Origin of the sequence: Dehalobacter sp. (genome assembly GCA_023667845.1) — a bacterium.
Taxonomy (GTDB): Bacteria; Bacillota; Desulfitobacteriia; order Desulfitobacteriales; family Syntrophobotulaceae; genus Dehalobacter.
In genome coordinates, this window is sequence record JAMPIU010000206.1 from 162,728 (window position 1) to 186,405 (window position 23,678).

Here is a 23,678-nt window from a genome sequence, read left to right on the forward strand (position 1 = left end):
TAAAACGGATAACCCGGCAAACTGAATACTCGCTATGTCCAGGTTTTGATGTACGGCATAACCCTCAATCAATTACAGGAGTATCCTGCTTCCGAAACTCCTAATGCTTTTAAGATGCTTAAACAAAAAACCAAGAAGAAAGTGATTTTTTGAGGCAAAAGAAAAAACTAAAGAGCTATTTATAAAGCCTTTAGTTTTGTAATATCCTCAGTATTTTTCGCCGTTGCTGAAATTATTGTATCAAGTTTCCGGTGGATTTCTTTGTGTTCTGCTTGGTTTTTCTTTTCCATTGCTTCCAGTTTATCATCAATAGAATTGATTCTGTTATCAATGGATGATAATTTTTCTAGGATAATATCAAGTTTATCCATTTGAAAACATCTCCTTTGTTATAAGTATAAATAGATCGAAGTCTTAAGTAAATAAAAATAATGTTGCGTCAGTTCCATCAAGAAAACTTACAAAAAAGAACAATAAAACGGCACTTTTGAATAACTGATCTTTTATATATGAAAAGAGAGCTAATTCAGCTCTCTTGGTATGTTCTAATTTTTAATTTTAACTAGGATTAGACTAGGTCTTTGACTAGGAACTTAGGGTAACTAAAAGATATTAAAATGGTGGGTTTGATAGGATTCGAACCTACGACCCCCGCGATGTGAACACGGTGCTCTAACCGGCTGAGCTACAAACCCACAATGGCATGCACATGGTTTATTATAGCGCTATTATCTGGGAAATGCTACCCTAAAAGCTCTAAAAAGCAACAATCATTCCTTTTTTACTGGCCTAGGTCGCAATGGTCGCTCCCATCTTTCCCCGACCCATTCGATCAGCCTGCTCAGAGACTTGTTTCGATCTATATCAGAGCAAAGGACTGATTAGAAACTGGTAGATATGCTCAATCGGCCACCCTATTACGATATTGATCACATTTGTAATAATCAGAATCAGTAAGATAAACGTACTCATCTGATAAATCTGGCTGTACAGACTGCTGTCTTTCAAACCGAGCAAACCAAAGACAACATGGGAACCGTCGAGCGGCGGGATTGGCAGAAGGTTAAAAACAAACAAGACGACATTCATCCAGACCGCATTAACAAAGATCGTTTGCAGAATATTCAGCGTATTGTTATCGAGGATACTTTCTGGAATATAACCGATGGCCCATATCAGGACCACGAAACATACCGCAAGCAACAAGTTCATCACCGGTCCGGCCAGGGATACCAGGATGTCATCTCTTTTTCTGTTTTTAAAATTACGGGGGTCAACCTGAACAGGCTTGGCCCAGCCAAAATGAGCGATAACCAACATCAGAAATCCAATAATATCGAGATGAACCAACGGGTTAAGCGACGTCCTGCCCTGCAGTCTGGGCGTATCATCACCAAACCAAACTGCAGTCTGGGCGTGGGCAAATTCATGAAAGGTAAGACCAATAATGATTCCGGGCAACATATATAGGGTTTGAACAATATCAAAATTCATGCTTTACTTCCTTTCGGGTAATACTTTGTTCTCTTAACTTTTGAGAGGTCGCCACATCAAGGGGATAAAATCCTATAATCCTAATAATACATAATTCCGGCCCATTTGACAAAGGAATACTTCAGATACAATATAAGATACAGGATAAAGCTTAAGAATATGTGAATAAAGAAAAGGAAGTGATCCTTATGGAAAAACATTTTCTTAAAAACATTGATTTTGGTAAAGTTCTGGATATGGCTTCTTTGGTAGATTACCAGAACGGTCAGGTCGTCAGCAGAACGCTGGCCCAGAGCAAAGCCTTAAGTCTGACACTTTTTGCGTTTGATCTGGGAGAAGAGATCAGCTCCCACTCCTCTGGCGGAGATGCGATGGTCTACATCCTTGATGGCAGTGCCCGGATCACGATCGGATCTCAGGACTATGTGCTGGAAAAAGGCCAGACCATCGTCATGCCTGCAGCTATCCCGCACGCAATATTTGCTGCCGCGAAATTCAAAATGCTATTGATCGTTGTATTCAATATTGACTCATAATAGACTTTGCTTACACAAGAACCCCCCTGCAATCGGGAGGTTTCTTGCTTCTGATGATCTTCGGCTTTTCTAATATTTTACTGCCTTATTTTAATCGGATATTTTTGGTTCAATATTCTATCTACGCTATCAGCTTATCTGTATACCTTCCTATCGTTTGAAGCCTCTTCCGCCTCCCGGCCCGCCGCCGGATCCGGACTGAGTGGTTCCGGCTCTGCCGCCCATTCCTCCGCTATAGGAACCGACATTCGTAACCTTCTCTGAAATCGCAACCTCTTCGTAGCATGTTCCAGCCGTATAGGTCCCACCTGAATAGAGACCGTTTGCAGAGGTGCCTGTTGAACTCCCTCCATAATAAATCTTGTAGGTTGTGCCTTTGGTTAATTCTGATGAACATACGACCAGGTTCCGGAACGTTTTGGTCGGCGCAAAAGTAAGCACTTCTTTTCCATCTGCATTTTCGATCCTGACGATCGTACCGGCCTGCTGATCAGACGGCAGGTTAATGTTCAAAGAGTAGAAAGATGAATTCGTATCCGGAGCCTCTGCCATGCCTGCGCTGCCTGCCGCTACCAGGAACCCGCCGGTTACGGTGAATGATCCGGTATAATCCAGAGCACCGTTACCGTTGTCCGTTGGTCCGTTGACAATCACTTTTCCATCGGTCATGGTGACCGATCCGTTGATATCAATTCCATCACCACCTGAATCAACAACGATGGTACCACCATTGATGCTCATACTGCAGTCACCCGAAGACGCAAAATTATTTTGACCCGGCCGGCCATTCACCGAGGAAGAATCTGTGCCGCCTGCACCGTTGATACCATCGTCGCTTGACTTCACGTTCATATCCCCGCCATGGATATTGATCACAGTACTTTCAATTCCTTCATAAGATTTCGCAATCGTAACCTCCCCGGCGTTAATATCCAGCGTTGCATCAGAATGCATCCCGTCATCACCGGCTGTAATATTAATCTTTCCGCCGCTTACCGTTAAACTGTCGTTGGAATGGATCGCATCGTCCGCCGAGTCAATGCTGATCGTACCACCTTCAATCGTAATTGCCAAACCGGCCTTGAACCCTTTCATACTGGCAGTTGACGTACTGTCATCGGTCGAAGTTGCTTTGGCCGCGGCACCGCCGGGTCTCATCATACTTGAATTTGTGTTTATATTAATGCTGTTGGCGCTGCCCCCGCCGGACGTAATATCAATCGTTCCGTCTGTACACCAAATGCTTGTTTCAGCCTGCATCCCGTCTTCACCGGCGGTAATATGGATTGTTCCTGCTTCGATCAGGATAAAGCCTTTAGCAACATCCGTATCATTAGAAGATTTAAACCCGTCATCTCCTGCATTCACCGTGATACTGCCATCTTTAACGGCGATGAAATCACGGCCAATGATCCCGTTATTCACGGCATCGACGGAAATGTTGCCGCTCACGATTCTAAGTTCATCTTTACTCGTTATACCATTTTTGAAGTTAGCTTTGACATTCAATGATCCGCTGCCATTGATCGTCAGGTCACTTTTGTTGAAGATCACTGCATTCGGTTCCTCTTCTTTAGGATCCGAGTAAGTGTAGGATGAGCCGTCCTTCAGCGTATTTTTCGTGCCGTCCGCCAGGGTAATGACGGTCTTCTCAGATTTCAGCACATAAATAGGTGCACTGGTTGAACAGGTCATATCGACACCATTCAGGATCAGTCTGACGGTTTTGCTGTCCTCGGTGTAGACGATAATCTGAGCATCGGCAATTGTGCCGCTGACAACATACGTACCTGCAGATAGAATGGTTACAACATTATCGGCAACGCTGACTCCGTTTCCCTCTGTCTTCATGGAGTCCCCTGAAAAAGTAATATGCGAGGCTTTGGTATCATCCCATTCCGCATAGGTATCTTCGTCGTCATAATCAACGGAAATACGGTTCTCAGTACTGTCCAGGACGGCACCGGAGCTGTCCAATTCCGCTGTCTTCTGTGAAGAACAAGCTGTTAACGTTAAAAGGGATACGCATAATATGGCAATCATGCCAATGGAAATTATTTTTTTCTTGGGGATCTTGGGGGTCTTAGGGCCCATCAATCTTCATCCTTTCCAGGAATCTTTTTTTTGTGATTGTACAACAGGTTTGTGACTACGAGGTGTAAGCAATGTGACAAAATGATGAAAACATTCAACAAACAACAATTAAAAGCCAGTTCAGATCGAACCGGCCTTATACTAGGTATCCTATACTATTGTAATTCTCTTTCATCTGTCCATTGTCACAAAAAAATTCTCATAACAGATTTGTCATGCTGTCTTGTGGTAGCTTTTACGTATGTTTTTACTTGTCTATCTCTTTATCTTTCTGATCTTGATAAGGGTCAAGATGGATATTCACACGGGTGTTTTTCAACTTGTCACTCATGTCCTTTTTCAGGATTCCGATAATATCATGCGCTTCCTTGACGGTAACGTTGTGATCAATCGTAATATGAAAATCAATGTGTTTCATATTTCCTGATTTTCTTGTTTTAAGCTTGTGATAATCTCTGAATTGATGACTGTGCTCAGAAATGATCTTTTCAATCTCAGCTTCTTCTTCATCAGAGAGCTTCGAGTCGAGAAGAAAGTTAAAGGCTGTTTTGCATAAGTGAAACGCTTCTTTGATGATCAGCAAAGCCACGATAACCGCGACAACAGAGTCCAGCACCGCAAATCCGGTGAGTTTAATCAGCAGGATTCCAACGCCGACGCCTAACGACGTATAAACATCGGTTTTTAGGTGAAGCGCATCTGCTTCCAAGGCCATCGATTCCTCTTCTTTGGCCACCTGATATAATTTTCTTGATACAACCAAATTGACAAGTGCCGATACAAACATTACCCCGATGGCAACAGCCGCCTGTTCAATCTCGGCAGGTTCAAATATTTTCTTAATAGCTTCAATAATAATCAGCGCCGCTGCGACAAAAATCAGAAGCCCTTCGACAAGTCCCGAAATATTTTCGATCTTTCCATGTCCGTAGGGATGATCCTTATCTGCCGGCTTCGTTGACTGTCTCACCGAGAAAAAGGCGACAATCGATGCGGCAAGGTCCATGCTTGAGTGGATCGCCTCGGAAATAATACTGACGGAACCACTCAAAATGCCCGCTATGATCTTAAATATGATCAGCGCAGTATTCGAAATAATGGATAACAATGCAAACTTGACTCTTCTGTCAGCCACAGCTTTTCTTCCTCCCAAAATCACCAAAAATATCAATTTCTTAAAATTCAACCTAGTACCTTGTCGACTCTGAAATGATAATATAATGGCGAGCAGATTTCTTAAAAGACAAGGCAAATGATTGAGAAACCCCTTCTTATATAAAAAAACTGCGGAACTATAGTTGTTGGAAATATAGTCCCACAGGGTTTGTCTCCTGCTGCCGTATACCGGCCCAGCCTTATACACCCAAATCAAATGTTAAGTGTATCGGCCTGATCGATGCGCAATATTTTTTGATAAATCAAAAACTAGTATATTTGAAAACAACCTCTACTGTCAATATCGTTTTGCCTAAAACTTGAGTAGCTCTACCTTAAATTTAGGATAGCTCCCTGCGTTTAAATACCATTGCAATCAAGCACACCAATCCTGCTGCCGTCCCGGCCCAGCCGGCCACTTGGAACAGCTGAACGTAGCCGGATGCAGTCCCGGCAATATCGAGTATCCCCTTCAGCAAACTGCCTACGGTTAATACCGCAATGCCGGAATTATAGATATTGTAAAACAAACGATAGTTTCTGCGATCGCTGATCCGGGGAACGATCAGCCCCAGAGTAAAATAGAACAATGCGCCGCCCAGAAGCGGATACAGAAACATCAGGGTCATTGCCGCCGAACGAACCCCATGACCGAACTGTGCATAGATATTATTGACAGCAATAGATACCGCTGTGAGTATCAGATAGACAATCACTGTTTTACGGATCTGCCGTGATCCTTCCCTACTATTCATTACCGATATAGACAATGTCGCTCACCTCTCTCTGCTGAGAACTCCTGCCATCGGTCGGATGATTGACGATTTCTCCGTTAAAGTACATGGTCGAAGAGCCTCCTCCATCCAAATTATACGCAACCGTACATCCTCTCTCGGCAAACTCCTGCGCAAGCTCCAGCAAAGAAAGTCCTGCGCTCTCTTCCGTCCGGCCGTCAGAGACAATTACGATATAATGCAGACCGGAGACCTGACCGATCGCGGTCCTCGGATTGCTATTTTTGGACTGGGATACCTCACTGGTACTGTCCACCACAATTTTCCCATTTTCGATCAGGGCCGGTCCAAATGAAAGCACCTGCCAGGTATTTGTCAGGGAATCAGCACTAACCGCATTTTCATTAATAATTGAGAAGTTCCCGACGTCGTCAATCACCAAGGCTTCATCGTTTCCGGCCTCCCGGGCCGTATCCCTGTACAAGACGCCATTGCGTAAAACATAACCGTTATTTCTGAATCCATAGTAGTCGCCATTGATCGCGAAAACTGCCTGATGTTCTTCGGCCATATCCGAGGTTGTTTCCTTGAGATTGCGCCCAAAGCTGTTTTCAGCCAACGCCGTTTTCAGGTAAGACGCATCGCTAAGCTGGATATCGGCGACATAAATGGTTGTGTCATACGCCTGCACCGCATCAATTGTTATTTTGATATTTTTATCCTGATAAGAATGATCGGTAACCGCAGCTTTAGTCTCCGACCCGGACTCGGTCGGATCCTCTGCTGCACTTTGCTGCTCAGAGGATGTATTTTGCTGTTCGGCAGCCTCACGCTGCTTGACTTCGGTCACGTTCTTTGGAATTACAAAGGTATCCAGCAGAACAAAAACAAAAGAAAATGTCAGTAAAACAGCTAAGACGGCCGCCCAACGGTAGGGTTTGGCTAAGAATTTTTTCATGTTGCCAATGAACACTCCTGTCTTCTGTCATCGATTTCTGTTTTATATTAAATGACCCATGTGACAGTTTGATGAACTATTGATGAGCATTCATTGAATATTATGTTCTTTTCCAGCGCTTAAACCCTTTGACAACCTCATACCATCCGACAGATACGACGGCCAAAGCAGCGGCCAGGATAAGCTGTTTCCAGGACAACGGCGCGAGCTTCAATAAGTGATTCAGCGGCGTATAGATAATAAGAAGCAATCCTGCTATTGTCCCAATATTTACCATCCACATAACCTTATCTCTGATCAGTTTCGCAAAAGACCGAAAAGCAGAATCCGTATTGGAGCTGTTCACCTGAACCAGCACTAGGTTTGCCAGCAAAATAATCGCTAGTGCCATGGTCCTGGCCAGAGAAGCCTGATCAGGATGGTTGTTTAAAATAGTGAAATAGGTTACGAATGATGCACCAAAGATCACGAGACCCTGTAGGACACTTTTAGTCAGTATTTTTGCAGTGAGCAGCTTTTCGTCGGGACTGCGCGGAGGCTGATCCATGATATCCCGTTCGGCCGGCTGCCGCTCCAGCACAATTGAACAGGTGGGGTCAATAACAACTTCAAGCAGTACCACGTGCAGCGGCAACAGCAAAAGACTCGCCGGACTGATTCCCAGGAAGGGTGCAAGTAAAGAGGCAAATGCGATCGGGATATGAATCGTGAAGACATAGCCAACGGCTTTTCTGATGTTATCATAGATTCTTCGGCCATCCTTAATGGTATCAACAATGGTTGAAAAGTTGTCATCCAGCAGGACCAAATCGGCAGCCTCACGAGAAACCTCAGAACCGCGCTTGCCCATCGCAATCCCAATATCGGCATATTTCAAGGCTGGCGCATCATTGACGCCGTCTCCGGTCATCGCGACGATCTCGCCGTTATCTTTAAAAGCTTTGACAATTCTCATTTTGTGTTCCGGAATTACCCTGGAAAAGATACTGACATCCTTGACTTTCTCACGCAATTCTTCCTCGCTCATTTGATTCAGCTCATCGCCGGTGATAATCTTATCGCAGTTCGGCATGTTAATCTGCCTGGCAATCGTGCTTGCGGTAATCCCGTTATCTCCGGTGATCATAACGACCCGGACCCCGGCTTTGTTGCAGATTTGAATATCCTGCTTAACAGATTCCCGCGGCGGGTCGGCAAGACCCACCATGCCACAAAGCTGCAGCCGGCATTCCGGCAGGGTGTCCGGGACTTCCTCTTTGCCGGCCAGTACCATTTGGCCAACGGCAATCACCCGCAGACCCTGCTGCGACATTTCTCTGATTTTGTGCTCGGCAACTTTTCTCTCCTGATCCGTCAGACTGCATACGTCCAGAATACGTTCAGGCGAGCCTTTGGCTGCAACCACAAGCTCATTTTCATTTTGCCAGACGTGTCCCATCATCTTGGTCTGGTCCGTGAACGCATATTCTTTGATCAGCTCTCCGCCAAAAAGGAGCTCTCTGCCTATCCCTTGCACTTCACAGTAAGCAATCATAGCCTTCTCCATCGGGTCATAGGCATCCGGCTCGCAGCCCATGCCCATAATCCGGATCAACCCTTCGCCATCGTCGTTCAGACTCCAGGTATCCCGGACCGTCATTTGGTTCATGGTAATGGTACCTGTTTTATCGACGCAAAGAACGGATACAGCCCCGAGCGTTTCTACGGACGACAATCTTCTGACCAATGACTGCTTTTTAGCCAGCCGCCAGGCACCCATCGATAGAAACACGGTCAAAATAACAGGAAACTCCTCCGGGATCATGGCCATGGCCAGGGTGATCCCAGACAAAATGCTTTCAATGACCCGTTCACTGCCAACATGGTCCGGCAGATTGAAATAGGTCACGACTCCGACCAGTGCGAATAAGACTGCGGCAATCCCCGCGCACAGCTTGACCAGTTTTCCGGTTTGTTTTTCCAACGGGGTCGGACGGTCAGGCGCGGCGGCTATTTCCTGCCCGATTTTTCCGTATTCGGTAGCCGGGCCGATTTTATCGACCCTGATCGCTCCGGTGCCCTGGGTAACCAGCGTCCCGGCGTAGCAATAGTCCCGTCGCCAGTATTCTTTGCTGTCGAGGGACAATTCCCCATCGGCAGCCTTATCTCCGTAGACAGCTTTCCAGACACCTGCCGATTCGCCGGTCAGCGAGGATTCATCGACACAGAGTGTACTCGCTTTTAAAACTGTGCCATCCGCCGGCACTTTGACGCCTTCAGCAATAAACATGATGTCGCCGGGCACCAGGTCCGAACTGTTGATGATTTGTGTCATTCCATCGCGCAGCACGGAAATCTTCGGCGTGGATAAATCCTTCAAAGCCCTAAGTGTTTGATCGGTTTTCCATTCCTGGATGACTTCTATGCTGATAATCCCGACAACAAAAACAAGCATGATGGCGCCGTCCCGAGGTTCTCCGAGGATAAAATAGATCACAGCCGCAATGAGCAGCAGCAAAAACATTGGTTCACTGATCACCTGCAGGATCTTGTGCAGAAAGCTTTCTTTTTTTTCAGGTACCAGCTCATTCTTCCCGAACCTTTCCTGAAGCTGTCTGGCTTCGAAACTTGAGAGTCCCTGCAGTTCCCTGATTTGTTGTTCTGTCATACAGATGCCTCCATTATTGTCTTGAAGGATATAAAAATACCTGTAGAACATTTTACTGTCCCACAGGTATATGTATATCATCACCTGCTGCCCATCGGGCCCAGCCCCATGAACTTGTTTCCAAGTTCATCGCCTGCTCAGTTTGTACTGTAGATTGATATGCAGTGCAAAGAGATAGTTGAATTTTACCATATTGTTTTTTTTAAAGCAATATTTTATGAAAATTTTATTTAGACGATTTGATTTAGATATTTTAAGGCATCCGCTTTTTTAAATGAATAATTAATTGAATTTTAGTGGACATTTAATAAATATCGTATACGATTGAAAAGGGATCAATTTTTAGTATTACGCAAAGGACATATGAATGACAACACCTAAGACAAATAAACAGAAAGATATTTTCCATATCGGCTTTGAAATCGGTTTGCTGATGAAAGGCATTGACGGTCTACTAGAAATTATCGGCAGTATCTTGCTGCTGTTTCTGACGCCGGACCGGTACAACTGGCTGATACGCCTTTTGACGCAGCATGAATTATCTGAAGACCCGCAAGACTTGTTTGCCAATTACCTGATCCATTCCAGCCCCAGCTTTTCCTTCAGCACGCAGCATTTTGTGGTATTCTACCTGCTGTCACACGGGATCATCAAATGCATTCTCGTCCTTCTGTTATGGCGCCAAAAACTGTGGGCTTACCCATTGGCCATTCTGTCCTTAATCTTGTTTGTCGTTTACCAGCTTTACCGCTATACGTTCACACATTCCGCATTTTTGATTCTGCTTACGATCTTCGACGTGCTCATGATTTTCCTGACTTACAAAGAATCGAAACAAGTAAGATCTAAGGCTATGTGATTCTGTCTGATCGGTCATTTAGTTTCATTTTTGTAAATGGTACGGTATCGTAGCCACGCACACATTTCTCCGATATAACAAATGTGTACGGATTAGTAAGCTCGACTGGTTATGCAGAATATGGTGCCATCCTTTTTTCGGAATAAATTCCGGGATCAGAACCATGATCTGATAATTCTGATCGGCTGCTTTGTGTTCGATCATATCGATAAATTTGGTCAGCGGATGGATAATGCTCCGGTGTAGAGAATTCAACGTTACCAAACGGACGTCGGGATTCCATTTCTCCCACTTTTCCTCGAGCTTTTTCTCTTCCTCCTTATCAAAGCAAACACTTACCGCAATGATCTGGTTTGCCGACAGCGATTTCGCATAGTTTAACGCATTTTCCACTACGCGCGTGATGCTTGCGACAGGAATAATGATAATATTTCCTTTAATCGGTACTGTTGGTTCAGCCGCCGATACCCGAAGCTGCTCTGCGACGTCCATATAATGCTTATGGATTCTGTGGAAAAGCAGAATAATCAACGGCAGGAAGATTAAAATCGGCCAAACCTGTGTGAACTTGGTCAACAGGAACATCATGACAACGATGAAGCTGATCAGCGCCCCGAGCGAATTAACAATCAGCTTTGGCATCCAGCCTTTCGGCTTTTCGCGGAACCATTTCACGATCATTCCGGTCTGAGCCAGGGTGAACGGAATAAACACACCAATCGCATAAAGCGGAATCAGGCGCTCCGTTTGCCCTTTAAAAGCTACAATTAAGAGGATCGATAAAAAGCCAAGGATAAGGATTCCATTGGAGAATCCAAGACGGTCTCCGCGGATCGTGAACATCCTTGGAATAAATTTGTCTTTGGCAAGATTCACAGCCAGCAAAGGGAAAGCCGAGTATCCGGTATTTGCGGCCAGAATCAAAATTAACGCGGTTGTGCCCTGAATAAAGTAGTAGATAAAATTACGTCCGAATATTCCTTCAGCCATTTGGGAAACAACCGTTTCCTGTGGGTTCGGGGCTATTCCATAATAAAAGGCCAGAAACACAATCCCCGAAAATAATATCGCGAGCAAACTACCCATCGCCATTAATGTTTTGGCCGCATTATTCGGAGCGGGCTCTTTAAAATTCGGGATCGCGTTAGAAATAGCTTCAACGCCAGTCAAAGCCGAACAGCCGGAGGCAAAGGCCTTGAGCAGAATAAACAGGCTTATCCCTGCGACAGGTGTGCCTACAGCCGCATGCAGTTCAGCCGGTACCTGACCAGTTAAGACATTGTACAGACCGGCACCAATTAAAATAAACAGGGCCGCCACAAACAAATAGACAGGATAGGCCAGGATAGAAGCGGATTCTCTTATCCCGCGCAGATTAAGGACCGTAATCAAGAGAACAAAAAACACAGCGATACCTACCGTATGGGCATGCAAGGCCGGGAAAGCTGAGGTAAGCGCATCGGTTCCTGCAGACACACTAACCGCTACAGTCAGAATGTAGTCGACCAGCAGGGAGCCTCCGGCGATTAAGCCTGAATTCATGCCGAGGTTGTTCTTCGATACGACATATGCTCCGCCGCCGTGCGGATAAGCAAAAATGATCTGCCGGTACGACAGGATTAAAGCGATTAAGAGAACCAAAACGCCGATCGCGATCGGAACAGAATACCAGAATGCTGCCGCTCCGACCGTAAAGAGAACGATTAGGATTTGTTCCGGGCCGTACGCAACTGAGGATAAAGCGTCGGAAGAAAGAATCGCAAGGGCTTTCTTCTTGTTCAGCTTCTGTTCGCCGAGCTCCGTTGATTTTAAGGGACGCCCGATTAAGAAGCGTTTAAGGGAAGATACCATGAAATGTTTCACCATCCAATTAAAATAGTTGCGTTCCTTGCCATCCATGGCCGTTGGCAGCCTTTGCTGCACTTAGATATATTATGAAGTACTTATACTTCATGATATACCAAAAAAGGTTAATTTCATTCGCACACCTATTTATAACACCGATGGCATAAAGAAAGAATTCAGATATATGCCCTTCATGTAAAGAATGTATAAAGATTATGCCAAATAAAAAAAGCCCGTTTGTACGGGCTAAATCTCCTCAACCATCCGATATCCTACCCCAACCTCGGTCAGAATATACCTGGGTTCTGCAGGGTTGATTTCCAGCTTTCTGCGGATATTGGCCATATTGACCCTGAGAGCTTGAATCTCATTGGTGTAAGGTCCCCATATTTCCTTCATGATGAAATCGTGGGTCAGTACTTTCCCGATGTTTTTGGAAAGCAACACAATGATCTTGTATTCAATCGGTGTAAGGTGGATTTCTTTTCCGGCCATGGCTACAAGTCTTTTCTGATAGTTTATCTCGAGATCGCCGACTGTGATCTTCTCTGATTCGGGGAAACTGACACTGACATTCTTTTGACTGTGACGGATCCCGGTTCTTATCCTGGCCAGCAGCTCGGAAGTACCAAACGGTTTGGTCAGATAATCGTCCGCACCAAGATCCAGGGCTTCAACTTTTTCCCGTTCCTGTCCGCGGGCCGACACAACAATGATCGGAATTCCGCTCCACTGCCTGATCGTACGCAGCACTTCGACGCCGTCCATATCCGGCAAACCGAGATCCAGCAAGATCAAATCGGGCGAATAGGATGCCGCCATTGAGACAGCCTCTTTCCCCCGGGCTGTCCGGATAATCTGATAATCATTGGAAGTCAGGATCGCCGAAATAAAGTTGCAGATTTTTTCATCATCCTCGACAATCAGGAGCAAAGGTTTGTTACTCATAAATGTTCTCCTCCAGAGGCAGTGTGAACCGGAATACGGCGCCGCCCTGCTCTTTGTTGGCAGCCTCCATTTTCCCATTGTGAGCCTTGATAATCGACATGCATATTGACAGACCGATTCCCATTCCACGGGCTGAATCCGAACTGCGTTTGCCGCAGGGCACATAACTTTCAAATAAATACGGGAAATCCTCTTCGGTAATTCCTGGTCCGTTGTCACTAACCTCAAAGACAGCCTGAGCTCCGGTTTTTGTCACCCGCACCGCGGTCACGGTGTCATCCGGCGAATGCTTGACCGCATTTTCGAGCAGATTGATCAAAACCTGCTCAATCAGCTTTCCATCCATCGGCACCAGCAAAAGGTCTTCAGGCACCTGCACCGCTATTTTACTGTTCGGGTAACGATGACGGGTTCTACTGATCGCTTCGGCCACGATCTCCTCAGCGGCCTCAAATGTTTTGGCGACATTCATGGTTCCTTCCTTAATCCGGGTCACGGACAATAAGTTTTCGACCATGCGTATCAGCCATTGCGAATCTTCTTTGATGTCCGAGACCAGTTGGATATGGGTCTCTTTATCCAGATGATCACCATTTTCAAGGATTGCTGAGCTTGCCCCGAGAATGCCGGTCAGCGGGGTCCTCAGATCGTGTGAAATTGCGCGCAGCAGATTGCTTCGCATTTTTTCTTTTTCTGATTCGATTAATATTTGCCGCTGTTCATCAGACAGGTACTGCCGTTCCAAAGCCATGGCGACTTGGGAAATAATCATTTTTAGCAGCAGACGGTTATTACGGTTTAACCTGCCTTTGAGACATGAAATTCCAATCACGCCAAGCACATCGCCCTGGGAAATGATCGGCATATAATAAGCGCCTGCTCCTGTATGCGTATCTGTTCCTGCACCGGCCTGTTTTTGATTGGCAAATACCCATTGAGCAACCTTGCTTTCGCGCTCCGACAGCAGAAATGAAGCATCAGGTTCTGCGGAGGATTGCGTCAGAATACCTGATGAATCCTGATGATTGGATGAACGATGCAGGTTTGCCGGTCCATACTGATCCCGGGTGTAAAAAACCGCTGAGCATTTAAAAAGCTTCACAATGTATTCGTTCGTTAGCGTAACAATATGTTGAAGTCCTCTGGTTGTTAAAAGCCTTTTATTAATCTCATACAATAGCTCAGTGCGCCCTTCTCTTTCCGCAGCCAGCCGTGCTTGGGTCTGAATGCGGACAGTCGTTGTACTTGTGATCAAAGCCACAATCAGCATAATCACAAAAGTGACCGGATAGCCTGTCTGGATGGCATAAAACGTGAAAAGCGGCGAAACAAAAAAGAAGTTAAAAACAAGTACACTTAAGACTGAGGCCGTAATGCCGTACACATACCCCATGGTGAGTCTGGAAATAAAAAACACAGACAAGATATAGACCATGATAATATTTTGATTGCCAAATTCCAGTGCCCGAAGGCCAAAGGATAGCAAGGTCGCCCCAGTCAGAACCCCTATCGTTTTCCAGATATCCGGCCAGGATAAAAACAGGTCTTGGCTGATCCGCTTCCTTCGCGGTTCGCGATAGGATCTTTGAGGCCAGCTGCTTGGGATGATATGAATTTCAATGTTTGGCAGCAGCCCGATGAGCTTATCCTCAAGTGCCGGATCAAATAATGTTTTCAGCGTCTTTTTATTTCTGCTTTTTCCAATGACAATATTTGTGATGCCCGTAAGCTTGGCATATTCCGAAATAATGGAAGCCAGACCATGTCCGTTCAGCGTCACAATTTTGGCGCCTAAGAGCTCGGCCAGATCCAGATTCTCCTGGACGTTTTTCTTTTCTTCTTCCGTAAAATACCTGCTTTCCATATCTTCGATATACAAAGCAGTCCACGGGGCATGGAAGGCCTCTGCCGATCTGGCCGTCCAGCGGATGCATTTAGCGGCCGACGGCGAAGAACTGATACAGACTAATAGCTTAATTCCGGCTGTTTTTACGGATAAGAGCTGTTCATTTTGATTCTCGTTGACAATCCGGTCCGCAACCTTGCGCATAGCGGTCTCCCGCAGGAGGCGCAGGCTTTCAAGACTTAAAGGACATTTCTTTTCCCCGCAGCGTTTCATCAGTTCGTCCGGCTCGATATCGATCAGCTCAACTTTATCGGCGCTGTCAAACATATAGTCTGGAATCGTGTCCCGCTCATTAACCTTCGTGATATCCTGCATTAGATCTCTCAGGCTTTCGATGTGCTGCACATTGACTGTGGTGTAGACGTCAATTCCGGCATTCAGCAGCTCTTCGATATCCTGGTAGCGTTTTTTGTTCCGCATGCCGTCCGCATTACTATGGGCCAGCACATCAACCAGCAGGAGCTCGGGTTTTCTTTGCAAAGCGGCGTCCAGATCAAATTCTTTGCGGTAACGGTTTTTATGGTTAACAGTCTTCGGCGGCAAAGTCGGCAGTCCGTCCAGCAGCTGAATGGTTTCGGGACTTGTATGCGGCTCCAGATAACCTACGACAACATCTACCCCGCTTTTCAGCCGGCTGCGGGCATCATCAAGCATCGCATAGGTTTTTCCTACACCCGGGGCATAGCCAAAGAAGATTTTTAGTTTTCCGGTTTTGTTTGCAGCCCTGGCGCGAATATCCTGCACGCCGCCACCACCCTGACTCTTCATTCGTTTAACTCTTCATTGTTTAGCTATTATAGCGCTCTATAGAACATTATCATACGCCCGATAGGATGATTTAGCAAGAACGTTCAACCCACCTTGTGTCCACATCCTCGCCGCTTTTAAAATGATCACTAAGCTGCTCGTAGTGTTCAATCTTACAAATATCCCGCTGTTCATCGGGTGTACAATCGGTACCATCCTGGTTTTCAGCTTGATTTACGGGGTCGTCTATGCGTTGACGGCCCGGGTGTATTACAGGATTGTCAGTTAGGAATTGCCTTCCTCAGCAATTAGATGTTGATGAGTCCCGTAAAAAAGCCTGCCCAACAAATGTTGTGGCAGGCTTACCTTTATTCTGTAACACTTTTTTCTATCTAAACATATCCTGATTTTAGAATCACTCCTTAGAGTTAGCTAAGGCTAACCTATCGAAATAATCTACAGTAACTCCCGAACTATAGTGCCTACAGTAAATTCTCCTTCGAACGAATCTGAACAAAATCATCAAACTCTTTTTTCCAGGACGGATGGCTCTTGATAAATTCCACCAGTGTTTTAATCGCATCAATGGTTGCCGCTGAGAGGTAGTGTTCCATCGCCTCGGCCTCAGCAGCAAAATTGCACTTGCTACATATCAGAGCAAGAAATTCCTGAAGCAATTGATTCCTGGTTACCAGATAAAACCCGTACTCTTTTCCTTTATCCGTGAGCTTGATCTCGCCATACGGTTCGTACTTAATATATTCATAGTCCCGCAATTTATAGAGAGCTTTCGTCACAGATGGCAAAGCGACTTGAAGTCTATGACTTATGTCCGTAACACGAACTGTATCAAGTGACAGCGAAAAGCGATAAATTTCCTCCAAGTAATCTTCCAGGCTCGGTGAAAGCATCTTCCCCACTCCTCTCGCTTCACCTGAAGTTACTGATATTTGTTAGCATCCATCTAAATGCTTATCGCTATTTAAGAAAGAATGATTCAGCCGTATCACAGTAGATTCACATCTATGTGTACTGCTTCGTTCTATACCTATATCATTTTCTTGCCTCATATGACAGTTCATTAGAAATAAGCGGAGGGTTATAACAATGAGCAAAGAAATCAACCTTGTTCAAACTTCATTAACATTACCTTTGCCTAAAAATACCTGGCTGGAAAAGATCAAAGACACACTGAGATATCTGGGCCCGGCCTTCATCGTGAGTGTCGCCTATATTGACCCCGGCAACTTTGCCACCAACATCAGCGCAGGTTCCAATTTCAATTACAATCTTGTTTGGGTTGTCTTATGGAGCAACCTGATGGCGATTTTCTTGCAAACACTGTCGGCGAAGCTCGGCATTGTCACCGGTGTTGATCTGGCTACGCAGTGCGGGCGTGTTTTCTCCAGGCCGGTAAATCTTTTACTTTGGATCATCATGCTGTTTGCCGTTATCGCAACGTATATGGCAGAATTCTTGGGCTCGACGCTTGGCCTGTACCTACTTTTCGGCATACCGCTCGTGGCAGCAGGTCTGATAACCATATGTCTGACCTTCGTCATTGTATATTTGCGGCGTTTCGGCCAGCATATGGTTGAAAGAATTATCATCAGTCTGGTGGCTGTCATCGGGGCCTCATATTGTCTCGAGCTGTTCCTGGCTGAACCGGATTGGTCAGCGGTCGCTTTGCACACCTTAGTTCCTAGCCTAGGTCCCGAAAGCATTCTGGTTGCCGTCGGTATGTTGGGCGCGACCGTTATGCCTCACGTCATTTATCTCCATTCGGACTTGATGAAAGCAAGACGTACTTCCGATGATTTGGCCGAAGCAAAAAAGCATTTCCGAATGGAATGCTTCGATATCGCCTTTGCTATGAACATCGCGTTTCTGGTCAACGCTGCAATGGTTATTATCGCTGCAGCCGTTTTTTTTAACCAGGGACCGGTCGATTCCATCGAACAGGCGCACAAGTCCCTGGCGCCGCTGCTTGGCAGTTTATCCAGCGGTGCTTTTGGCCTGGCGCTGCTTGCTTCAGGCCTTTCCTCATCCACCGTTGGCGCTATGGCCGGAGAATGTATGCTGAAAGGGTTCATCGGTCTGGATATTCCGGTCAATATCCGGCGGGCAATTACTATGATTCCAGCCATCATTCTCCTGTGGCTTGGCTTTAACCCGATGAGGATGCTGATTATGAGCCAGGTTACCTTAAGCTTTGCGCTGCCGGCAGCGGTCATTCCGCTGCTTCTGATCACCAAACGCCGGGACATTATGGGTGAAATGGCAAACCGTAAAATCACCAATGCTGCCGGTGTGGTAATCGTAAGTCTTATTGTCTCACTGAATGTTGTTCTGTTATATTTAACTTTTTCCGCTTAAGTTAGAACTAAACATCAGTTTTCAAGATGCCTTAACCCTTTCCGATAAAAGATAATCATGAACAGCGCAGCAATCAGAGCCATCACAGAACCATAGTAAAATGGCACGCTGTAATTGACATGATCATAAAGCAAACCTGCTATGACACTGGCCGGAAGAAGCGTAATACCCACAAGGCTGTTATAGATGCCCAGTCCTGTTCCCCGTTTGTCTTTGTCAATCAAATCAGACACCAATGCCTTCTGTACGCCGTCAGTGGCTGCGCTGTAAAGTCCGTACAACGCAAAAAGCAATACCACTACAGTTCCGCTGTTTGTTCTGCCAAACCCGAAATATAGGATTGAATACAGCAGATAGCCAAAAATAATCAGTCTTTCTCTGCCGATTTTATCTGACAGCATGCCGGCTGGTACGGAGAAGAGCGCTGACACTGCGTAAAAGATCAGATAGATCATCGGAATCAAGGAGTCTTTGATCCCAATATCACTGGCTTTGACCAAAAGAAGCGCATCGGTTGAATTTCCCATCGTAAAGATAAAGATGATTCCAAGAAAGGCATAGTACTTTTTCGGGAAGTCCTTCAATGTAACTTTCCCAAGCGGTTCCATCTTTTCCGATTTTGCTTCCTTCACAAAGCATATAATGTTTATCAGTCCCAGCAAACCTGGGATGGCTGCTATAAGAAATACCAGCCGGTAATCATTTGGAAACAGCAGCAGGATACCTGCTGCCAGGAGCGGCCCAACGATCGCCCCGCTGTTATCCATCGCTTTGTGAAAGCCAAAGTTTTTGCCTTTGCTGCCGTCTTCGGAGGACGCGGCGATCAGGCTGTCTCTTGGCGCTGTCCGGATACCCTTGCCAACCCGCTCGGTAAATCTGATAAGCAGAACCTGCAGCGGCGAGGTTACCAACGAAAACATGGGTGAAAGAACTGCCGTGAAAGCATACCCGATGACCATGAATGGCTTATTCTTTCTGATCTTGTCACTCCACCAGCCGGATAACGCTTTGAGTACGGATGCCGTACTCTCCGCAATCCCTTCAATCAAAGAGAGCTCCGTTTTAGTTGCTCCCAAGGACATTAAAAATAACGGCATCACAGAATAAATCATTTTTGTCGTCGTATCCGTTAAAAAGCTTGTCAGGCCTACAAAAAAAATGTTCTTCTCTATGCCCAAGATCTTCTTTTCCCGGATCTTATTGTTATTGTTCATTTCTTTTCTCATTAAAAAGAGCGATCTCCATCGCCCCAGCTCCCTTTGTCATATCCCTTACGTCAATGCTAACACATTGTAATATCGGTTACAAGTGGGGGATAACAAATATCGCCGTTTCATCCCATTCCATATCCCAGTTCACAAATCTTACGTGCTCAGCCAATCTTTAAATCCAAAACAGTATTCATAAATAACTTCATTCCTAACGGGAAATAATAGGTAAGGTTAGGTTCAAAGTGGAAGGATGAGAGCAGTATGTTCCGCTACATTCATTCTAAACTGCGTTTTTGGCAGTTAGCAAATCATAACGGCGCTGACGCCAATCATTTAAGGAATTCGAACTCTAACCTTTCCGATAATCTGAACAAAAACCTTACTGCTCTAAAAGGTGTGTTCGGAAATAGCTATGATGTTAATGTGCGGGAATTTAACTTTGGTGATCAGGGACTTACACGTGGTGCGATCATCTTCTTATCCGGGATGACGGATACAGTCACAATTAACGAAAGTATTATAAAACCATTAATGTACGACATCCGATTAAGCTCCAAACAAGAAACCTCACCAATGAATAATATGAGTATCATTCAGGCAACGCTGCTTACGGTGGGAATGGTTCAAAAAGTTTCTACGATCAATGAAGTCGTAGACGGCTGTTTGTCCGGAAAAACAATTCTACTGATGGATGGCTCAAAAGAAGCTTTAGTCATTGGCACCGAAGGTTGGGAAACCCGTGGCGTGGACGAACCCAAAACAGAATCCGTTGTCCGGGGCCCGAGGGAAGGCTTTACTGAAAATTTGCTTACCAATACAACCCTGTTGCGTCGTAAAATAAGAAACCCGAATTTAACCCTGGAAACCATGAAAATAGGTGAACAAACCAAGACCACCATTTGTGTTGCCTATTTAAAAGATCTCGCTAATCCACAGCTCATCAAAGAAATTCAACGGCGTCTTCAAAGAATTAAGACAGATGCAATTCTGGAATCAGGGTATATCGAGCAGTTCATTGAGGATGCTCCTTTTTCTATTTTCTCCACAGTTGCTAACAGTGAAAAACCGGATCTTGTGGCAGCAAAAATCTTAGAGGGAAGGGCGGCCATTTTTGTTGACGGAACTCCCTTTGTGCTTACCGTCCCAATGGTTTTTATTGAAAGTTTTCAAAGCGCTGAAGATTACTATTCCCGGCCTTATTTTGCAAGCGTGGTTAGACTCCTCAGGCTTTTAGCTTTTCTGATTAGCATTACGGCTCCGGCAATCTATGTTGCTTTAACAACTTTTCACCAAGAATTGATTCCTACTTCCTTACTTTTTACCATGGCTGCATCCGAGGAGGGCGTCCCTTTCCCTGCGATGGCAGAAGCGCTCATTATGGGAACAACATTTGAAATCCTCAGGGAGGCCGGGGTTCGCTTGCCCCGTCCTATCGGTCAAGCGGTCAGTATTGTGGGAGCTTTGGTTATTGGCGAGGCTGCTGTAGGTGCCGGAATAATCGGAGAGCCTATGGTTATCGTGATAGCTTTGACAGCAATTTGCAGTTTTGTGGTTCCTTCCCAAACAGATTCCGGTAGTATCTTACGATTAATTCTTGTTCTCCTAGCCGGGGCAATGGGAGGGTTTGGGATTGCACTTGGATTAATGGGGACATTTATTCACCTGGCTTCCTTAAGATCTTTTGGCACCCCGTATTTATCACCTTTCGCTCCTCTCAGTACGCAAGACTTGAAAGATACATTCATCAGGGCGCCTGTTTGGGCAATGTTTACCCGCCCTAGAACTATAGGCTGGCATGACCCTGAGCGCCAGGAGTTCAGATTAAAACCCAGCCATCCTTCAGAAGAAGACAAGAGTTAGACCGGCTTGAATAACATTAAAAACAAGAGGCAATTGATGAAAAATCAAATTGGTTTCATTATGAAAGTCATGGTATGTTTCATGTTAATTTTACCCCTAAGTGGTTGCTGGAGCCGCCATGAGTTAAATTCTTTATCGTTTGTCGTAGGCGTAGGTTTAGATAAAGCCGAGGAGCCCGGAGAAATACAATTGACAACGCAAGTTGTGAAACCGGGTGAACTAAAATCTGCTTCTGTTAAAAATAAGAGCGGTGCGGGCGGGACAAACGCCTACTGGAACATAAAAAGAACGGGATATGTTGCCTCTGAAATTATCAGAGATTTTAGTCATGAATCCAGTCACAGGTTATATTTTCCGCATAATCAGGTTCTGATATTTGAGAGAAAGTTGGCTGAGGAAGGAATACAACCATATATAGATACTTTTATACGGGATAGTGAGACTCGTTTTAATGTTTTGCTCGTGGTCTCCGAAGACCAAGCAAGTGAGGTACTTGATGTTTCGCCTGAATTGGAGAAGTTGCCTGCAATTAACATTGCCAAATTAGTTGAAACTCAAAAGATAACGTCTGAATCGCCAACAGTTAGGTTAATCGATTTTATTAATCGTTTAATGAGCAAGAGCACAGCCCCCATCGCCCCTTTGATTAGAGTGACCGGCCAAGGGAATGAAAAAACAGTGGAAGTCTTTGGAACAGCAGTTTTTAAGCATGATAAATTGGTTGGCGAACTGAATGAACGTGAAACGCGCGGACTGCTTTGGGTTATCAACGAAGTAAAAAGCGGGATGATTAATGTTGCTGGTCCTAGCGGTGATGGTGAAGTGAGCTTGGAAATCACGCTTGCGAAAAGTAAAATGACACCTGTCATCCAAGATGATACGATTCTGATAAAGCTCGATATCAAAGCAGAAGGGATCGTCAATAGCCAGAGTGGTTCAGAAAACCTAGCATCACCAATCATTGTTGCCTCTCTGGAAAAAGAACTATCCGCTGAAATCAGAAAAGAAATCATAGCTGCTTTAAAAACGGCCAAGGATCTCAATTCAGATATATTTGGTTTTGGTGATTCAATCTATTGGAAATACCCCTCAGAGTGGCATGAACTGGAATCTAAATGGGACAAGGTCTTTCCGGACGTTGAAGTAGCGTTAAATATCAATACTAAGCTACGCAGTACAGGCAATATCAGCGCTCCTGCCGTACCTGCTAAGGAGTAATTCATGAGGCTTGAAAGAGGAATCATATCAAGTTCACAGTTGATGTTTTTAGTTGCAGGATATGTTCAGGGTTCTGTTTTGGTGGCTGCATTTTCGAATACAGTTACCAAGCAGTATACTTGGCTGGTTGTTTTATCCGGATTGGCTGCAAGCATTCCCCTTGCCATGGCTTATGTTGCCTTAGCGAGGAAATTCCCCGGCAAGGACCTGGTACAAATCAATCGTATTGTCTATGGTCCCTATTTAAGTAAACTGGTTTCCGCCTTATACATTTGGTTTTTTTGCACGATTGCAGGTTTCATGTTAGCATATCTCGGCCAAATCATAAGGAATTACATGATGCCGGAAACTCCTATGTTCGCAATTTGTATTCTATTTGCTTGCATCTGCGCCTGGGCAGTGCGCAACGGAATAGAGGTCCTCGCCCGGACCAGTGTTATATTTGTCATAATCATCATAATTGTAATCCTAATAACTTTCGTTCTACTGCTGAAAGACATGGAACTAACGAATTTCCTGCCGTTTTTTGATCTTCCCCTGAAGGATTTTATTCAGGGTACACATTTTATGTTGACCCTTCCCTTTTGTGAAATCTTGGTGTTTCTCATGCTATTCCCCTATGTAAACAAGGGAGTAGAAGCAAAAAAATCTGTTATTTTAGGATTAATCATCGGAGGGATCAGCATATTAATTGATACGGTTCGTAATACAGCTGTGCTGGGAGCAGCAGCGGTGATCATGGTTTCCCCTTCGATTGAATCCGTGCGCCTGATAGATCTGGCAGAAATCATAACCAGGCTGGAAATGCTTGTTATTACTATATTATTAATTGCAATGTTCATAAAAGTAAATGTTATGTATTATGGCGCAGTATTAGGGATAGCCCGATTATGTAATTTACGGTCCTATAGGCCACTGGTACTTCCGATTGGAAGTATCATTGTTAGTTTATCCATTATGACATTTGATACTCTGGCACAAAGCAATGATTTCGCAACTAGGACAGGGCCTATTTTCACCCTTGTGTTTGAGTTTTCGCCTGTAATAACCTTACTTGTAGCAAAAATACGAAAGTTACCAAAATAACAGG

At 45.1% G+C, this 23,678-nt stretch carries 18 protein-coding genes, 1 tRNA gene, 1 pseudogene and 1 riboswitch; of the genes and pseudogenes, 7 read left to right on the forward strand and 13 right to left on the reverse strand.

Going from position 1 to position 23,678, the window contains the following annotated elements; translation table 11 throughout:
• Positions 1 to 179: 179 nt before the first annotated feature.
• The 3 genes from NC238_17235 to NC238_17245 all read right to left on the reverse strand — a co-directional run bounded on the left by NC238_17235 (position 180) and on the right by NC238_17245 (position 1,494).
• Positions 180 to 371 (reverse strand): hypothetical protein, encoded by a 192-nt coding sequence (locus NC238_17235; GenBank protein MCM1567655.1) that lies wholly within the window; start codon positions 369 to 371, stop codon positions 180 to 182.
• Between the two features lie 247 nt (positions 372 to 618).
• Positions 619 to 695: transfer RNA gene (locus tag NC238_17240), tRNA-Val, on the reverse strand.
• A gap of 169 nt (positions 696 to 864) precedes the next feature.
• Positions 865 to 1,494: a site-2 protease family protein gene (locus NC238_17245; GenBank protein ID MCM1567656.1), complete on the reverse strand. Its 630-nt coding sequence runs from the start codon at positions 1,492 to 1,494 to the stop codon at positions 865 to 867.
• Between the two features lie 188 nt (positions 1,495 to 1,682).
• Between NC238_17245 and NC238_17250 the strand changes: the two genes are divergently transcribed.
• The gene (locus NC238_17250; GenBank protein ID MCM1567657.1) at positions 1,683 to 2,030 is read left to right on the forward strand and encodes a cupin domain-containing protein; all 348 of its coding nucleotides are present in this window, start codon (positions 1,683 to 1,685) and stop codon (positions 2,028 to 2,030) included.
• A gap of 150 nt (positions 2,031 to 2,180) precedes the next feature.
• Here NC238_17250 and NC238_17255 read toward each other — a convergent pair whose 3' ends face one another.
• From NC238_17255 to NC238_17275, 5 genes are all read right to left on the reverse strand, one after another.
• Positions 2,181 to 4,124 carry a carbohydrate-binding domain-containing protein gene (locus tag NC238_17255; GenBank protein ID MCM1567658.1) on the reverse strand — a complete coding sequence of 648 codons (1,944 nt, stop codon included), beginning with the start codon at positions 4,122 to 4,124 and terminating at the stop codon, positions 2,181 to 2,183.
• Positions 4,125 to 4,371: 247 nt separating this feature from the next.
• Complete coding sequence (locus NC238_17260; protein MCM1567659.1) at positions 4,372 to 5,259, reverse strand: cation diffusion facilitator family transporter; 888 nt, start codon at positions 5,257 to 5,259, stop codon at positions 4,372 to 4,374.
• A 361-nt stretch (positions 5,260 to 5,620) separates the two neighbouring features.
• The gene (locus NC238_17265; protein ID MCM1567660.1) at positions 5,621 to 6,049 is read right to left on the reverse strand and encodes a hypothetical protein; all 429 of its coding nucleotides are present in this window, start codon (positions 6,047 to 6,049) and stop codon (positions 5,621 to 5,623) included.
• On the reverse strand, positions 6,027 to 6,971 hold the full coding sequence (locus NC238_17270) for a phosphodiester glycosidase family protein (protein MCM1567661.1): 945 nt from the start codon (positions 6,969 to 6,971) through the stop codon (positions 6,027 to 6,029). The genes NC238_17265 and NC238_17270 overlap by 23 nt, the downstream gene beginning before the upstream one ends.
• A gap of 100 nt (positions 6,972 to 7,071) precedes the next feature.
• Complete coding sequence (locus NC238_17275; protein MCM1567662.1) at positions 7,072 to 9,618, reverse strand: cation-translocating P-type ATPase; 2,547 nt, start codon at positions 9,616 to 9,618, stop codon at positions 7,072 to 7,074.
• A gap of 53 nt (positions 9,619 to 9,671) precedes the next feature.
• Positions 9,672 to 9,769: riboswitch (NiCo riboswitch) on the reverse strand.
• A 216-nt stretch (positions 9,770 to 9,985) separates the two neighbouring features.
• Between NC238_17275 and NC238_17280 the strand changes: the two genes are divergently transcribed.
• A complete protein-coding gene (locus NC238_17280) occupies positions 9,986 to 10,477 on the forward strand; it encodes a DUF2127 domain-containing protein (protein ID MCM1567663.1) in 492 nt (163 codons plus the stop codon).
• A gap of 24 nt (positions 10,478 to 10,501) precedes the next feature.
• Here NC238_17280 and NC238_17285 read toward each other — a convergent pair whose 3' ends face one another.
• The 3 genes from NC238_17285 to NC238_17295 all read right to left on the reverse strand — a co-directional run bounded on the left by NC238_17285 (position 10,502) and on the right by NC238_17295 (position 15,944).
• On the reverse strand, positions 10,502 to 12,328 hold the full coding sequence (locus NC238_17285; GenBank protein MCM1567664.1) for an APC family permease: 1,827 nt from the start codon (positions 12,326 to 12,328) through the stop codon (positions 10,502 to 10,504).
• Between the two features lie 240 nt (positions 12,329 to 12,568).
• Positions 12,569 to 13,270, reverse strand: coding sequence for a response regulator transcription factor (locus NC238_17290; protein ID MCM1567665.1), 702 nt, complete (start codon positions 13,268 to 13,270; stop codon positions 12,569 to 12,571).
• Positions 13,263 to 15,944 carry a sensor histidine kinase KdpD gene (locus tag NC238_17295; GenBank protein MCM1567666.1) on the reverse strand — a complete coding sequence of 894 codons (2,682 nt, stop codon included), beginning with the start codon at positions 15,942 to 15,944 and terminating at the stop codon, positions 13,263 to 13,265. Before NC238_17295 ends, NC238_17290 begins: the two co-directional genes overlap by 8 nt.
• 97 nt (positions 15,945 to 16,041) lie before the next feature.
• Between NC238_17295 and NC238_17300 the strand changes: the two are divergent.
• Positions 16,042 to 16,212: pseudogene (locus NC238_17300) on the forward strand (ABC transporter permease).
• Between the two features lie 193 nt (positions 16,213 to 16,405).
• Here NC238_17300 and NC238_17305 read toward each other — a convergent pair.
• Entirely contained in the window at positions 16,406 to 16,834 is a 429-nt protein-coding gene (locus NC238_17305; protein MCM1567667.1) for a DNA-binding protein, read from the reverse strand.
• Positions 16,835 to 17,030: 196 nt separating this feature from the next.
• Here NC238_17305 and NC238_17310 point away from each other — a divergent pair, with 196 nt between their 5' ends.
• Positions 17,031 to 18,299, forward strand: coding sequence for an Nramp family divalent metal transporter (locus tag NC238_17310; GenBank protein MCM1567668.1), 1,269 nt, complete (start codon positions 17,031 to 17,033; stop codon positions 18,297 to 18,299).
• 14 nt (positions 18,300 to 18,313) lie between these two features.
• Here NC238_17310 and NC238_17315 read toward each other — a convergent pair whose 3' ends face one another.
• Positions 18,314 to 19,513 carry an MFS transporter gene (locus NC238_17315; GenBank protein MCM1567669.1) on the reverse strand — a complete coding sequence of 400 codons (1,200 nt, stop codon included), beginning with the start codon at positions 19,511 to 19,513 and terminating at the stop codon, positions 18,314 to 18,316.
• Between the two features lie 258 nt (positions 19,514 to 19,771).
• Here NC238_17315 and NC238_17320 point away from each other — a divergent pair, with 258 nt between their 5' ends.
• Genes NC238_17320 through NC238_17330 form a run of 3 tightly spaced genes read left to right on the forward strand, consistent with a single transcriptional unit; the run spans position 19,772 to position 23,674 of the window.
• On the forward strand, positions 19,772 to 21,370 hold the full coding sequence (locus NC238_17320) for a spore germination protein (protein MCM1567670.1): 1,599 nt from the start codon (positions 19,772 to 19,774) through the stop codon (positions 21,368 to 21,370).
• A 36-nt stretch (positions 21,371 to 21,406) separates the two neighbouring features.
• Entirely contained in the window at positions 21,407 to 22,588 is a 1,182-nt protein-coding gene (locus tag NC238_17325) for a Ger(x)C family spore germination protein (GenBank protein MCM1567671.1), read from the forward strand.
• A 3-nt stretch (positions 22,589 to 22,591) separates the two neighbouring features.
• Entirely contained in the window at positions 22,592 to 23,674 is a 1,083-nt protein-coding gene (locus NC238_17330) for an endospore germination permease (GenBank protein ID MCM1567672.1), read from the forward strand.
• Positions 23,675 to 23,678: the final 4 nt, after the last annotated feature.

What these genes read in the sequence shown, in the direction of transcription:
- NC238_17235 (MCM1567655.1), bottom strand. Translation starts at nt 371, where the DNA reads ATGGATAAACTTGATATTATCCTAGAAAAATTATCATCCATTGATAAC.
- NC238_17245 (MCM1567656.1), bottom strand. Translation starts at nt 1,494, where the DNA reads ATGAATTTTGATATTGTTCAAACCCTATATATGTTGCCCGGAATCATT.
- NC238_17250 (MCM1567657.1), top strand. Translation starts at nt 1,683, where the DNA reads ATGGAAAAACATTTTCTTAAAAACATTGATTTTGGTAAAGTTCTGGAT.
- NC238_17255 (MCM1567658.1), bottom strand. Translation starts at nt 4,124, where the DNA reads ATGGGCCCTAAGACCCCCAAGATCCCCAAGAAAAAAATAATTTCCATT.
- NC238_17270 (MCM1567661.1), bottom strand. Translation starts at nt 6,971, where the DNA reads ATGAAAAAATTCTTAGCCAAACCCTACCGTTGGGCGGCCGTCTTAGCT.
- NC238_17275 (MCM1567662.1), bottom strand. Translation starts at nt 9,618, where the DNA reads ATGACAGAACAACAAATCAGGGAACTGCAGGGACTCTCAAGTTTCGAA.
- NC238_17280 (MCM1567663.1), top strand. Translation starts at nt 9,986, where the DNA reads ATGACAACACCTAAGACAAATAAACAGAAAGATATTTTCCATATCGGC.
- NC238_17285 (MCM1567664.1), bottom strand. Translation starts at nt 12,328, where the DNA reads ATGGTATCTTCCCTTAAACGCTTCTTAATCGGGCGTCCCTTAAAATCA.
- NC238_17290 (MCM1567665.1), bottom strand. Translation starts at nt 13,270, where the DNA reads ATGAGTAACAAACCTTTGCTCCTGATTGTCGAGGATGATGAAAAAATC.
- NC238_17295 (MCM1567666.1), bottom strand. Translation starts at nt 15,944, where the DNA reads ATGAAGAGTCAGGGTGGTGGCGGCGTGCAGGATATTCGCGCCAGGGCT.
- NC238_17305 (MCM1567667.1), bottom strand. Translation starts at nt 16,834, where the DNA reads ATGCTTTCACCGAGCCTGGAAGATTACTTGGAGGAAATTTATCGCTTT.
- NC238_17310 (MCM1567668.1), top strand. Translation starts at nt 17,031, where the DNA reads ATGAGCAAAGAAATCAACCTTGTTCAAACTTCATTAACATTACCTTTG.
- NC238_17315 (MCM1567669.1), bottom strand. Translation starts at nt 19,513, where the DNA reads ATGAACAATAACAATAAGATCCGGGAAAAGAAGATCTTGGGCATAGAG.
- NC238_17320 (MCM1567670.1), top strand. Translation starts at nt 19,772, where the DNA reads ATGTTCCGCTACATTCATTCTAAACTGCGTTTTTGGCAGTTAGCAAAT.
- NC238_17325 (MCM1567671.1), top strand. Translation starts at nt 21,407, where the DNA reads ATGAAAAATCAAATTGGTTTCATTATGAAAGTCATGGTATGTTTCATG.
- NC238_17330 (MCM1567672.1), top strand. Translation starts at nt 22,592, where the DNA reads ATGAGGCTTGAAAGAGGAATCATATCAAGTTCACAGTTGATGTTTTTA.